Below are 11,969 nucleotides of genomic sequence, written 5' to 3'. Positions count from 1 at the left end.
ACTAAAGAAGATAATACCATGAAATCCTGTGAGGGACAAGGTGGAACTTGCCGATAAGGCCAATATGAATTATAATGGTAGCATGTCCTGACGGCTGCAGAGAGCCGACAGAAAAAAACAGACAAGGATGGAGACAGAATGGACATTATTAAGGTTCTGCAGGAGGAACTGCAGATTGGATATAAACAGGCGGAGGCGGCAGTGAGCCTGATTGATGAGGGAAATACCATTCCTTTTATTGCCCGTTACCGGAAAGAGGCTACAGGATCTCTAAATGATGAGGTGCTGCGGAATCTGGATGAACGGCTGAAATATCTGCGGAATCTGGAAGAGAAAAAGGAGCAGGTGATTTCCTCAATCAGGGAGCAGGAAAAGCTGACCCCGGAGCTGGAAAAACAGATTCTGGAGGCTATGACTATGGTGGCGGTAGAGGACTTGTACCGTCCCTACCGGCCGAAACGGCGTACCAGAGCCATGATTGCAAAGGAGAAGGGGTTAGAGACTCTGGCAGATCTGATCTGGCTTCAGCAGATAAAGGAGCCTGTAGAAGGGCTGGCACGGGCATACGTTTCAGAGGAAAAGCAGGTTGCCTCAGAGGCGGAGGCTGTTGCAGGAGCCAGAGATATTCTCGCAGAGCGGATTTCCGATCAGGCAGATTACCGCAGCTATATCCGGAAGATTACCATGGATCGGGGAATGATTGCCTCGTCTGCAAAGGATGGGGAGATCCAGTCAGTATATGAGATGTATTACCAGTACGAGGAGCTGATTAAACGGTGCGCAGGACACCGGATTCTGGCCTTAAACCGGGGAGAAAAGGAGAAAGTTCTGACAGTAAAAATCCAGGCGCCGGAGGAGGATATTATCCGGTATCTGGAAAAGCAGGTGATTACCCGAAACAATCCTTTTACGGTTCCGATTCTGCAGGAGACCATTCGGGACAGCTATGATCGCCTGATTGGACCAGCTATTGAGCGGGAAGTGCGCAGCGCGCTGACAGAGAATGCAGAAGCGGGAGCAATTAAGGTTTTTGGAAAGAATCTGCAGCAGCTTCTGATGCAGCCGCCGATTGCAGGACAGGTAGTGCTTGGCTGGGATCCGGCATTTCGAACAGGATGCAAGCTGGCTGTGGTGGATCCTACGGGAAAGGTGCTGGATACGGCGGTGATTTATCCAACGGCTCCTCAGAACAAGGTGGAGGAATCGAAGCGGACTTTAAAGCAGATGATCAAAAAATACCATATTTCCCTGATTTCTGTAGGAAACGGAACGGCTTCCAGAGAATCAGAGCGGATCATTGTGGAGCTGCTGAAGGAGATTCCTGAGCATGTGCAGTATGTGATTGTCAATGAGGCAGGGGCCTCTGTTTACTCAGCCAGCAAGCTGGCTACAGAGGAGTTTCCGGAATTTGATGTAGGACAGAGAAGCGCGGCTTCGATTGCAAGACGTCTTCAGGATCCTCTGGCAGAGCTGGTAAAAATTGATCCCAAGTCCATTGGCGTAGGGCAGTATCAGCACGATATGAACCAGAAGAATTTAAGCGAGGCCCTTCAGGGCGTAGTGGAGGACTGTGTAAACCGGGTCGGCGTGGATCTGAATACAGCTTCTGCTTCTCTTCTGGAATATATTGCAGGAATCACGAAAACCATTGCCAAAAATATTGTGGCCTACCGGGAGGAAAACGGTGCATTTACAGACAGAAAGCAGCTGCTGAAGGTTGCCAAGCTGGGGCCCAAGGCATTTGAACAGTGTGCCGGTTTTATGAGAATTACAGGAGGAAAGAATCCTCTGGATACGACCTCTGTTCATCCGGAAAGCTACCATGCAGCCCAGGCGCTTCTTGTCAGACTGGGATACCGTCCAGAGGATATTACAGGAGGGGGACTGCGGGATCTGGGACGAAAGATTTCCGATTATAAAAAGCTGGCAGAGGAGCTGGAGATTGGGGAACTGACTTTGAGAGATATTGTAAAAGAATTTGAAAAGCCAGCAAGAGATCCCAGAGAGGAAATGCCAAGGCCTGTGCTCAGAACCGATGTGCTGGAGATGAAGGATCTGACGCCGGGGATGATTTTGAAGGGAACGGTCCGCAATGTCATTGACTTTGGAGCATTTGTGGATATTGGCGTTCACCAGGACGGGCTGGTTCATATTTCCCAGATGACAGACCGGTATATTAAGCATCCTATGGAAGCGGTCAGTGTGGGCGATATTGTGGAAGTAAAGGTTCTCAGTGTGGACATGGCAAAGAAACGGATTGCTCTGACTATGAAGCTGTAACAGAAAGAGAGGAAAATAATGGAAACTGGAACTGCAGAAAAAAATAAAGAAGAAAAAACAGAAATTCCAGAAAAGAAAGAGGAAGCCGGGAAAAAGAAACCGGGAGGAAAGCGCATGGAGTTTACTGTACAGCTTTCCGCCAAGGAACTGTGGATGTTTTCTCTTTACCATGCAAATGGGGGGATGCTGGGGATTTTTAATATTCTGTTTACGGCAGCAGCCCTGTTTTTGCTGGTGACAAAATGGAGCAGTGTGACAACGATGTATCGGATTCTGCTGATTGTATGTGTGCTTCTGTTTACTGTGTGGCAGCCTTTGCTGCTTTATAACAAAGCCAGGAAACAGGCGAAGAGTCCGGCGGTAAAGAATCCCATGGTTCTTTCCTTTGGCGAAGAAGGTCTCTGGGTAAGCCAGAATGGACAGGAGGCAGGATTTTCCTGGGAACAGATGGGACGGATGGATAAAGCCTGGGGACTGACTGTTCTTTATATGGATCGGGTTCATGCGTATTTGCTGCCCAATCGTGTGTTAGGAGAACAGGCAGAGGCCTTTTATGACATGGCTCGTAAACATTTGCCCAAAGGGCAGCGCAGGAGAATCTGATGTGACCGTTCCGCCATGTGAAGATTCGGACAAATGTATGGCTGAACGAGTAAATTTGATGACAGGTTTTTAGGCAGCAGTGCCTTAAAAAGTGTTTTTCAGGCTGACAGGCGGTCTGGAAAGCAGCTTGGGGCAGTGATTGAGTAATTGGAGGAAAAAGAAAGAATGGAAATCATAACCAACAGCCCGGAGGAAACCCGCGATCTGGGACTTAGCCTGGGAAGGCAGGCATGTCCCGGCCAGGTTTATTGTCTGGATGGGGATCTGGGAACGGGGAAAACCGTTTTTACCCAGGGGTTTGCAGAAGGGCTTGGAATTCAGGAGCCGGTAAACAGCCCTACGTTTACGATTGTGCAGCAGTATGAAGAGGGACGGATGCCCTTGTATCATTTTGATGTGTACCGGATTGGTGATGTCAGCGAAATGGACGAGATTGGCTATGAGGATTGCTTCTACGGAGAGGGAGTCTGTCTGATTGAGTGGTCACAGCTGATTCCGGAAATTCTGCCGGAGCATGTGATACGAATTCGGATTGAGAAGGATTTAAGCCAGGGCTTTGATTACAGGAAAATTACAGTGGAGGGACTGGAAAAATGAAAATACTGGCAATAGAAAGCTCTTCTCTGGTAGCATCGGTAGCGGTGACAGAGGATGGCGTAACAGTGGCAGAGTATACGGTAAATTTTAAAAAGACGCATTCCCAGACGCTTCTGCCGATGATTGATCAGATTGCAGCTATGACAGAGCTGGATATGGATTCAGTGGATGCCATTGCAGTTTCGGGAGGACCGGGATCCTTTACCGGGCTGAGAATTGGCTCTGCAACAGCCAAAGGGCTGGGGCTGGCTCTGAAAAAGCCGTTGATTCATGTTCCTACGCTGGATGCGATGGCATGGAATCTTTATGGGGCATCAGGGCTGATTTGTCCTGTTATGGATGCGCGGAGAAATCAGGTTTATACAGGATTGTACCGGTTTGAAAAGGATTTTCAGATTGTTATGGAATCCTGTGCTATGGACATTCATGATCTGATTCAGCGACTGAATGAGATGGGAGAACGGGTTATTTTCCTGGGAGATGGAATGCCGGTGTGCCGGAAGTTTTTGGAAGAGGAAATGACAGTTTCCTGGGATTTTGCGCCGGCGCAGTGCAACCGTCAGAGGGCAGCCAGTGTAGCGGCTCTGGGAGCACGTTATCTGGAAGCGGGAAAGGTGGAAAGCGCAAAAGAACACAGGCCGGACTATCTGCGGAAGGCCCAGGCTGAGCGGGAACTGGAGGAAGCAAAGCGGCAGGGCAAGGTAAAGGAGCTGGCTGCAGGACACAGCGTTGGAACTGGTGAGTCCGATATGGTGTCCGGAGGCCTAAAGACCGGAGAGAGAATGGAAGGTCAGAAAGCTGGAACCGGAGCGGAGGCTGGGAAGGGAAACGCGCCAGAGGAGGAGAATCGATGATTCGCAAAATGGAATCCAGAGATTTGGAACAGGTAGCAGAGCTTGAAAAGGTTTGTTTTTCGGAAGCCTGGTCCTGGAAGCTTTTGGAGGCAGGAATCCACAGTCCTTATGATGTTTATTATGTTTTTGAACAGGATGAGCAAATTCTTGGCTACTGCAATCTTCGGATTCTGGCCGGAGAGGGGGAGATCCAGCGGATTGCTGTGCTTCCCCCTTTCCGCCGCCTTGGAGTGGCAAGGAAACTGATGGATGCTATGGTAGATTTTGCAGTAGAAAACAAAGCGGCGGCTGTCACGCTGGAGGTAAGAGAGAGCAACCGTCCAGCCAGAAACCTGTATGAATCCTATGGTTTTACGGCAGAGGCAGTCCGGAAGGGGTATTACAGAAATCCTTCTGAGGACGCGGTAATCATGTGGAAAAGGAATCTGTGAGACGGCATATACAGGATTTACCACTTAAAACTTCACACATTTCCGATTATAATGTAGGGGTATCCGCCTTGGCGGATGCCTCGTTTTTTTTCTATCATGGAAAGTTCGTCCTATGATAGAAACGTCATGCTCCGCGGGATCGCTATGCGGCGGAAGAAAAGGTTGTCACAGAAATTCTTCCGCCGGAAAGCGGCTGCTGATGCAGCTCTGGGAAGCATTGCCGGTGCAGGGCTGAATCCTGCGGCGGAAAAACGGATCAAGGAGAAAACAGCTGATAATAAGAAAGGTGAAGATAAGGATGAGAAAGTACAAGAGTGATCAGACGCTGGATCGGGTAATCTGCAATGGATGCGGAAGGAAGCTGGTGGTTGAGGACGGGATCCTGAGGGAAGGGGCCTTTTCGACAGAATATTCCTGGGATTATTTTTCAGAAAAGGACGGAGAGATTCACCGATGGGATTTGTGTGAGGAGTGCTATGACCGGATGACAGGACAGTTTCGGATCCGTCCGGATGTAGAGGAACTGGTTGAATTCATCTGACGGGTGTGTTATAGTTAGCTTACGCTTAAAAGAAGTGAGGAACACACATTTATGTTAGATATTTGTTTACTGGGAACCGGAGGAATGATGCCGCTTCCTTATCGCTGGCTTACGGCTATGATGGCCAGATGCGACGGAAGCAGTCTGCTGATTGACTGCGGAGAAGGAACTCAGGTTGCTTTAAAGGAAAAAGGATGGAGCCCGAAGCCCATTGATGTGATTTGCTTTACTCATTATCATGCAGATCATATCAGCGGTCTTCCGGGGCTTCTTTTAACCATGGGAAATGCGGAACGGACAGAACCATTGACGCTGGTTGGGCCTAAGGGTCTGGAACGGGTAGTGACAGCTCTCAGAACCATTGCGCCGGAGCTTCCCTTTCCTCTGAGATTTGTGGAGCTTCAGGAGAATCGGCAGCAGCTGAAGCTGGGCCCCTATGTGATTGATGCTTACCGGGTGAACCACAATGTGGTGTGCTATGGATATACCATTTCCATTCCGCGGGCAGGAAAGTTTGATTTGGAACGGGCGAAGGCACAGAATGTACCTATGAAGGCATGGAGCCGCCTGCAGAAGGGAGAAACCGTGGAGATGGACGGAGCGGTTTATACACCGGATATGGTGCTGGGGCCTTCAAGAAGAGGACTGAAGGTGGCCTACTGTACGGATACCAGGCCGGTTCCTGTTATCGCTGAGTATGCAGAGGGAGCAGATCTGTTTATTTGTGAGGGAATGTACGGCGAGGACGGAAAAGAGGCAAAGGCCAGAGAGTATAAGCATATGACCATGTATGAGGCGGCAGCTCTGGCAGACAAGGCACAGCCGGAGGAAATGTGGCTTACCCATTATAGTCCTTCCCTGACCAGACCGGAGGAGTTTATGGATAAGGTTCGGGGGATTTTTCCCCGGGCGAAGGCGGCCAGAGACGGCTGGACCAAGGAATTGGTTTTTGACGAGGATTAGCAGCAAAATTTAGATGGATGAGAAAAGAGAACCGGAGAGAAGAAGGATGGAAGTATCAGAAGAAAAGGACGTGTTGATTCTTGCTATTGAGAGCTCCTGTGATGAGACAGCGGCATCGGTGGTAAAAAACGGAAGGGAAGTTTTATCCAATGTGATTTCTTCCCAGATTGCCCTTCACACCCAGTTCGGCGGTGTGGTTCCGGAGATTGCATCACGAAAGCATATTGAAAAGATTAATCAGGTGATTGAACAGGCACTTGCAGATGCAGGAGTGACCCTGGAGGACATTACAGCGATTGGAGTTACCTATGGACCAGGGCTGGTAGGAGCGCTTTTAGTAGGCGTGGCAGAGGCAAAGGCCATTGCCTGGGCGGCAAAGAAGCCGTTGGTAGGCGTACATCATATCGAAGGCCATGTTTCAGCCAACTATATTGAACATCCGGATTTGGAGCCGCCCTTTGTATGTTTGATTGTATCGGGAGGACATACGCATCTGGTGGTGGTGAAGGACTACGGAGAATTTGAAATTCTGGGGCGAACCAGAGACGATGCTGCGGGCGAGGCCTTTGACAAGGTGGCCCGGGCTGTGGGACTGGGATATCCCGGCGGCCCCAAAGTGGATAAGGCGGCAAAGGAGGGGAATCCCCATGCAGTGGAATTCCCCAGAGCGAAGGTGGAGGGCTCTCCCTACGATTTCAGCTTCAGCGGCCTGAAATCAGCAGTGCTGAATTATATCAATAAGGCTCATATGACAGGGCAGGAGATTCCGGTAGCAGATTTGGCGGCATCCTTCCAGAATGCGGTGGTAGAGGCCTTGGTAAGCCGAGGTGTGGCGGCAGCAAAGGAGTATGGATATGACAAGCTGGCTATCGCCGGCGGAGTAGCTTCTAACAGCGGTCTTCGCACAGCCATGGAAGAGGCCTGTAAAAAAGAAGGAATCCGTTTTTACCGTCCGTCCCCTATTTTCTGCACAGACAATGCGGCAATGATAGGTGTGGCAGCGTATTACGAATATAAAAAAGGAGTACGCCACGGATGGGATCTGAATGCGGTGCCCAATCTGAAGCTGGGAGAGCGATAGTCCAGGAAACCATTCAGAAAGGATGGCTGACGGTATGAAAAAGGGGAAAGTCGGAGTTGTGATTCTGGCAGGCGGCCGGGGCAGCAGGATGCAGAGCCAGATACAAAAGCAGTATATGAGCTTAGGGGGCAGGCCTTTGATCTGCCATGCCCTGGAAGTATTTGAAAACAGCTGTGCAGATGAAATTGTGTTGGTGACAGGAGCCGGTGAGGAGGAGTATGTCCGCCGGGAGATTTTGTCATCTATGAATTTGAAAAAGCCGGTGACAGTGACAGCGGGAGGAAAAGAACGGTATCATTCCGTGTATGAAGGCTTAAAGGCTTTGAAGGACTGCAGCTATGTGCTGATTCATGATGGAGCCAGACCGTTGGTAACAGAAGAGATAATTGAACGGGCTGTGGCAGGAGCGCAGGAATTTTCCGCCTGTGTGGCAGCTATGCCTGTGAAGGATACCATTCGTATTGTGGATGAGGATGGCTTTGCGTCTGGAACGCCGGAGCGATCCAGGCTGTGGCAGGTTCAGACGCCGCAGGCATTTTCCTATGAACTGGTAAGAGGCGCTTATGATCAGCTTATGGAAGCTGAGGCTCTGCAGCAGGGAGTTACCGATGACGCTATGGTAGTGGAGCGATGCGGCGGAGTGAGGGTCAGAATGATTTACGGAAGCTATGAGAATCTTAAAGTAACAACGCCGGAGGATCTGATTCTTGCGGAGGCGCTTTTGTCAGCTCGCAGAGGCGGAGAGAAACTGTAGTTTTTGGCAGACTGACAGGCTGAGGCAACTGTTGCTGCGGAATTTGCAAATTGATTGAGCAGTGTCTGTAGCGTCAAAAGGCGAGAAAAGGAAGAAGAGGAAAAATAAAAAAGCACTAATATAAAGGCAGAAAAGAATGTAGGCCCGTTTCCTAATTGTTAGGAAACGGGCCTGCTGTATCAATGGCAAAGATAAGTACTGCGTGCTGGAGGAACATAGCTGCGAAATCAGCTGTGCTTCGGCGCGCTGGCCCTTTATTATCTGGGAATGCTATAATATAAGATGAGCTGTCGGGAATCACTGCAGATTGAGACGGCTCAGAACGGAAGAAAGTGAGGAGCAGTATATGAGACCCATAGTAGAGATTTGCTGTGGAAGCTATTATGATGCAAAGCAGGCGGCTCTTGGAGGGGCAGAGCGGATTGAATTAAACAGTGCCCTGATGCTGGGGGGATTGACACCGACAACGGCCACTCTGCGGATGGTGAAAAGAGATTTTCCAAAGCTGAAGGTAATTACCATGGTACGTCCCAGGGGAGCGGGATTCTGTTATTCTCCTGAGGATTTTGAGGTAATGGAGGCAGAGTGCAGGGAGCTTCTGGAAAATGGCGCAGATGGGATTGCCTTTGGATGTTTGAGAGAGGATGCGTCTCTGGATCAGGAAAAGATGAGGCGGATGACAGATTTGATTAAATCTATGGGCAGGGAGGCTGTGTTCCACAGAGCCTTTGACTGCAGCGCAGATCCTTTTGCAGCAACAGAACAGTTGATTTCCATGGGGATTGACCGGATTCTGACTAGTGGTTTAAAACCGAAGGCCATGGAGGGAGCAGAGCTGCTGAAAAAGCTGCAGCAGGAGTTTGGCAGCAGAATTCAGTTTCTGGCAGGAAGCGGTGTCAATGCCTCGAATGCAAGAGAACTGCTGGAGAAAACAGGTCTGAGTCAGGTACACAGCTCCTGTAAAGACTGGCTGGAGGATCCGACAACAGAGCAAAACGGCGTATCCTATAGCATTGCGTCAGGAGAACAGGCACTTTGCTATGATGTTGTGTCAGCAGAGCTGGTAAGAAAAATAATAGAAAGCGTGGCAGCGGGCCGGTAGGCCCGCTGATGTATGGAGGAAGCTTTTCTACTTCTCTGGGTATGCTGGCATTAAATATTCCGGTGGCAATTCTCAGCCTTTATTTGGTGCTGTGATGCTGAATGTAATTTTCAGTGGATTTCTTTATGGACTGTTTATTGCCATTGCTTTAAGAGGAAATGCATCGACAGGCGGAACGGATTTTATTGCCCTTTATGTATCTAATAAAACTGGCAGATCCATCTGGGAGTATGTGTTTGCAGGAAATGTGGTGATTCTCTGTATATTTGGCTATATGTTCGGATGGCTGTATGCAGGATATTCTATTTTGTTTCAGTTTATTTCCACCAAGACGATTTCTGCCTTCCATCACCGCTATGAAAGAGTGACTCTGCAGATTACCACAGCTCATGCAGAGGAAATAATGAAAGCGTATATTGGAAGCTATCGTCACGGGATTTCCTGTGTAGATGCTGTTGGGGGATACAGCCATAAGAAAATGAATTTGCTTCATACAGTGGTTTCCTTCTATGAAGTTTCTGATATTGTTCATCTGATGCGGCAGCAGGAGCCTCGTGTAATTATTAATATGGTGAAGACAGAGAACTTCTTTGGGGGATTTTACCAGGCGCCGATTGAGTAATGAAATAGGGATGGCAGTTTGCGAAGGATTTACGCAGAAGAAGCGTTTGGCGTCTGTCCTATGAAGATTCAGACAGGAAAATCATATGAAAACAAGCTTTCGACGTTTTTGTGTCTGAATCTTCGCTTGGCTGAACTGATAATACCGAAACTTAATACAAATAAAATACGGAAACGGGCTTGACAGAATGAGAAACAAGTGGTAAACTTCTAAAGTCGCATGTCACTGAAGGATTGAAAAACAGTTCCGACAGAAAAAACGACAAAAATTAAAAAAACCGCTTGACAAACAAAAAACTTTTTGGTATTATTGAAAAGCACGTTTGAGGAGAGGTATCGAAGTGGTCATAACGAGGCGGTCTTGAAAACCGTTTGTCCGCAAGGGCGCGTGGGTTCGAATCCCACCCTCTCCGTTGGACAGATTTTAGATCTGCCGATGACAATTATATAGTTTTGCTGATGTTCAGGCATCGGTACTTATGCAGAAGTACCCAAGAGGCTGAAGGGACACCCCTGGAAAGGGTGCAGGTCGTTAATAGCGGCGCGAGGGTTCAAATCCCTCCTTCTGCGTTGAAGGCAGATATCATACGGAGAATCCGGATGGTATCTGTCTTTTTTTGTTTTCATAAGAAATTGTGTCCTATGAAACAAAAACGCTTCGCGAGGATCGCCATGGGTTGGAAGAGAATTTTGCCGCAGAAGCGACCCGCCGCAGGCAGAGAAGCCTGCGAGCGAATATCTTTTTTGGTGTTAGGAAGTGCGTCTTGGGAAAGAAGGGCTTGCAGAGAAGTGTTCTTTTTTGTTTGCGGAAAAGAATTTATAGAAGAAATTTTTGGAGATTTTTGCGGGAGCAACTGGAAAAAGGCTGTTGAGAGCTTTTTCTCGTGAGAATTAGCAGGAATGGAAAAGAAAGTGAGAAAAGAGAGCGGTAAAATACAGTTATCTTAGAAACGGAAGGGGAGGTTAATACGGGTGAGATAACGAACCGGATTTTTGATTATATCGATGAGCAATATTGAAGAAGAGCTGACGACGGCAAGAGTTGCTGGTGAGGCAGGATATTCTCCGTTTTATTTTTCGTGGATTTTTAAAAATGAAATGGGGATAACGCTGAAAGATTATGTTACACGGAGGAAACTGGTAAAGGCTTCGGAAAAAATTGTATCTGGATATAGAGTGATTGATGCAGCGCTTCAGTATGGGTGGGAAACACATGCTGGATTTACAAAAGCTTTTAAAAAAGGAGTTTGGCTTCAGTCCATCTTTTTTGAAGTTTATGTTAAATGAAATTCGATATATAGGAGGGGAAGATATGAATGACTCATGTGCTCTGGGAACCACAAAACAAGGAATGAGTAAGGAAGTGTTGTACAATGTTTTGGTTGGAAAAATGTGTGAAAATGAGATACCTTATAATTCGTCAGAGTTGGAGCGGGTTTATTTGTGCGCGGACAGAGCTTATGCGGGAGTGAAACGGTATTCCGGCGAAGAATATGTAACGCATCCCATGAATGTGGCTATTCTGTTGACGGATATGGGAGCGGAATTAGATACGATATATGCAGGAATGTTTTGTGATGCAGCAAAAAAGGGGTAATGTCGTTGGAACAGCTGAAAGAACAGCTTCCAGAAGAGGTTGTGAAGGTTATTATAGAGCTGGAAGCTTTTGACTTCAAACAGGCAGAAGAAAACTCAGAGCAGATTGTTCTTATAAAACTTGCAGAACGCCTTCACAATATGCGTACGATGGAGTTTATGGAAAAGGCAGAATGGAAAAGGCAGAATGGAAAAGACGGGCAAAGGAAACGATAAGGTTATTTTTACCTATGGCAAGAAGAATTGAAAATAAGAAATTGATAGATGAGTTGTATGATTTGAGTTTAAAATATTTGTGACGGAGGGAACGGGGGGCAGGGATGAACTGCCCTCTGGATTGGGGGTGAGTTGATGGGAAAAACAGAGTAAAATGACCCTAATATATTTTTTGAAAAAAGTTGAAAAAAGTTGTTGACATTTGTTGGAAGGTTTGATATTATATAACTCGCCGCTGAAAACGGCGGCAACGAACTTCAAAAAGTTCAAAAGAAAAATAAAAAAGTTGTTGACAAACAAAAGCAACTGTGATATACTTAAAAAGTTGCT

Annotated in this window: 15 protein-coding genes, 2 tRNA genes and 1 pseudogene; all 18 read left to right on the top strand. The window is 47.7% G+C overall.

All coding sequences use genetic code 11. The features are described 5' to 3' along the window. Positions 1-138: 138 nt before the first annotated feature. The 18 genes and pseudogenes from ACESON_RS04135 to ACESON_RS04050 all read left to right on the top strand — a co-directional run bounded on the left by ACESON_RS04135 (position 139) and on the right by ACESON_RS04050 (position 11,639). Positions 139-2,280 carry a Tex family protein gene (locus ACESON_RS04135; protein ID WP_373108637.1) on the top strand — a complete coding sequence of 714 codons (2,142 nt, stop codon included), beginning with the start codon at positions 139-141 and terminating at the stop codon, positions 2,278-2,280. A gap of 18 nt (positions 2,281-2,298) precedes the next feature. Then, positions 2,299-2,883: a YcxB family protein gene (locus ACESON_RS04130; protein ID WP_373108636.1), complete on the top strand. Its 585-nt coding sequence runs from the start codon at positions 2,299-2,301 to the stop codon at positions 2,881-2,883. A 165-nt stretch (positions 2,884-3,048) separates the two neighbouring features. Continuing rightward, positions 3,049-3,480 (top strand): tRNA (adenosine(37)-N6)-threonylcarbamoyltransferase complex ATPase subunit type 1 TsaE, encoded by a 432-nt coding sequence (gene tsaE, locus ACESON_RS04125; protein ID WP_373108635.1) that lies wholly within the window; start codon positions 3,049-3,051, stop codon positions 3,478-3,480. Beyond that, positions 3,477-4,334: a tRNA (adenosine(37)-N6)-threonylcarbamoyltransferase complex dimerization subunit type 1 TsaB gene (gene tsaB / locus ACESON_RS04120; protein WP_373108634.1), complete on the top strand. Its 858-nt coding sequence runs from the start codon at positions 3,477-3,479 to the stop codon at positions 4,332-4,334. The genes tsaE and tsaB overlap by 4 nt, the downstream gene beginning before the upstream one ends. Further along, positions 4,331-4,765: a ribosomal protein S18-alanine N-acetyltransferase gene (gene rimI / locus ACESON_RS04115; RefSeq protein ID WP_373108633.1), complete on the top strand. Its 435-nt coding sequence runs from the start codon at positions 4,331-4,333 to the stop codon at positions 4,763-4,765. The genes tsaB and rimI overlap by 4 nt, the downstream gene beginning before the upstream one ends. A 162-nt stretch (positions 4,766-4,927) precedes the next feature. Beyond that, on the top strand, positions 4,928-5,083 hold the full coding sequence (locus tag ACESON_RS04110) for a hypothetical protein (RefSeq protein WP_373108632.1): 156 nt from the start codon (positions 4,928-4,930) through the stop codon (positions 5,081-5,083). Then, positions 5,064-5,306, top strand: a complete 243-nt coding sequence (locus ACESON_RS04105; RefSeq protein WP_373108631.1) for a hypothetical protein — start codon at positions 5,064-5,066, stop codon at positions 5,304-5,306. The genes ACESON_RS04110 and ACESON_RS04105 overlap by 20 nt, the downstream gene beginning before the upstream one ends. A 51-nt stretch (positions 5,307-5,357) precedes the next feature. Next, positions 5,358-6,269, top strand: coding sequence for a ribonuclease Z (locus ACESON_RS04100; protein WP_373108630.1), 912 nt, complete (start codon positions 5,358-5,360; stop codon positions 6,267-6,269). Positions 6,270-6,315: 46 nt separating this feature from the next. Beyond that, entirely contained in the window at positions 6,316-7,350 is a 1,035-nt protein-coding gene (tsaD, locus tag ACESON_RS04095; RefSeq protein ID WP_373108629.1) for a tRNA (adenosine(37)-N6)-threonylcarbamoyltransferase complex transferase subunit TsaD, read from the top strand. Between the two features lie 34 nt (positions 7,351-7,384). Next, positions 7,385-8,104, top strand: coding sequence for a 2-C-methyl-D-erythritol 4-phosphate cytidylyltransferase (gene ispD / locus ACESON_RS04090; protein ID WP_373108628.1), 720 nt, complete (start codon positions 7,385-7,387; stop codon positions 8,102-8,104). A 355-nt stretch (positions 8,105-8,459) separates the two neighbouring features. Further along, a complete protein-coding gene (locus ACESON_RS04085) occupies positions 8,460-9,206 on the top strand; it encodes a copper homeostasis protein CutC (RefSeq protein ID WP_373108862.1) in 747 nt (248 codons plus the stop codon). An 8-nt stretch (positions 9,207-9,214) separates the two neighbouring features. Continuing rightward, positions 9,215-9,828, top strand: a pseudogene (locus ACESON_RS04080) (YitT family protein); the annotation flags it as partial. A gap of 326 nt (positions 9,829-10,154) precedes the next feature. Next, positions 10,155-10,240: transfer RNA gene (locus tag ACESON_RS04075), tRNA-Ser, on the top strand. Positions 10,241-10,308: 68 nt separating this feature from the next. Further along, positions 10,309-10,397: transfer RNA gene (locus ACESON_RS04070), tRNA-Ser, on the top strand. Between the two features lie 72 nt (positions 10,398-10,469). Next, positions 10,470-10,715, top strand: coding sequence for a hypothetical protein (locus ACESON_RS04065; RefSeq protein ID WP_373108627.1), 246 nt, complete (start codon positions 10,470-10,472; stop codon positions 10,713-10,715). Between the two features lie 117 nt (positions 10,716-10,832). Then, the gene (locus tag ACESON_RS04060; protein WP_373108626.1) at positions 10,833-11,114 is read left to right on the top strand and encodes a helix-turn-helix domain-containing protein; all 282 of its coding nucleotides are present in this window, start codon (positions 10,833-10,835) and stop codon (positions 11,112-11,114) included. Positions 11,115-11,139: 25 nt separating this feature from the next. Then, complete coding sequence (locus ACESON_RS04055) at positions 11,140-11,424, top strand: hypothetical protein (RefSeq protein ID WP_373108625.1); 285 nt, start codon at positions 11,140-11,142, stop codon at positions 11,422-11,424. Between the two features lie 5 nt (positions 11,425-11,429). Beyond that, positions 11,430-11,639, top strand: a complete 210-nt coding sequence (locus tag ACESON_RS04050; RefSeq protein ID WP_373108624.1) for a hypothetical protein — start codon at positions 11,430-11,432, stop codon at positions 11,637-11,639. The last annotated feature ends 330 nt before the right edge of the window (positions 11,640-11,969 follow it).

It is taken from the genome of Lachnoclostridium sp. Marseille-P6806 (assembly GCF_964238185.1).
In the GTDB taxonomy this organism is placed as follows: Bacteria; Bacillota; Clostridia; order Lachnospirales; family Lachnospiraceae; genus Brotaphodocola.
This window is presented reverse-complemented; position numbering and strand designations above follow the sequence as displayed.

Excerpts from the sequence above, each read along its gene's own strand:
- ACESON_RS04100 (WP_373108630.1), top strand. The coding sequence starts at position 5,358 with ATGTTAGATATTTGTTTACTGGGAACCGGAGGAATGATGCCGCTTCCT.
- ACESON_RS04130 (WP_373108636.1), top strand. The coding sequence starts at position 2,299 with ATGGAAACTGGAACTGCAGAAAAAAATAAAGAAGAAAAAACAGAAATT.
- ACESON_RS04135 (WP_373108637.1), top strand. The coding sequence starts at position 139 with ATGGACATTATTAAGGTTCTGCAGGAGGAACTGCAGATTGGATATAAA.
- tsaB (WP_373108634.1), top strand. The coding sequence starts at position 3,477 with ATGAAAATACTGGCAATAGAAAGCTCTTCTCTGGTAGCATCGGTAGCG.
- ACESON_RS04105 (WP_373108631.1), top strand. The coding sequence starts at position 5,064 with ATGAGAAAGTACAAGAGTGATCAGACGCTGGATCGGGTAATCTGCAAT.
- ACESON_RS04060 (WP_373108626.1), top strand. The coding sequence starts at position 10,833 with ATGAGCAATATTGAAGAAGAGCTGACGACGGCAAGAGTTGCTGGTGAG.
- ispD (WP_373108628.1), top strand. The coding sequence starts at position 7,385 with ATGAAAAAGGGGAAAGTCGGAGTTGTGATTCTGGCAGGCGGCCGGGGC.
- rimI (WP_373108633.1), top strand. The coding sequence starts at position 4,331 with ATGATTCGCAAAATGGAATCCAGAGATTTGGAACAGGTAGCAGAGCTT.
- tsaE (WP_373108635.1), top strand. The coding sequence starts at position 3,049 with ATGGAAATCATAACCAACAGCCCGGAGGAAACCCGCGATCTGGGACTT.
- ACESON_RS04055 (WP_373108625.1), top strand. The coding sequence starts at position 11,140 with ATGAATGACTCATGTGCTCTGGGAACCACAAAACAAGGAATGAGTAAG.
- tsaD (WP_373108629.1), top strand. The coding sequence starts at position 6,316 with ATGGAAGTATCAGAAGAAAAGGACGTGTTGATTCTTGCTATTGAGAGC.
- ACESON_RS04065 (WP_373108627.1), top strand. The coding sequence starts at position 10,470 with ATGAAACAAAAACGCTTCGCGAGGATCGCCATGGGTTGGAAGAGAATT.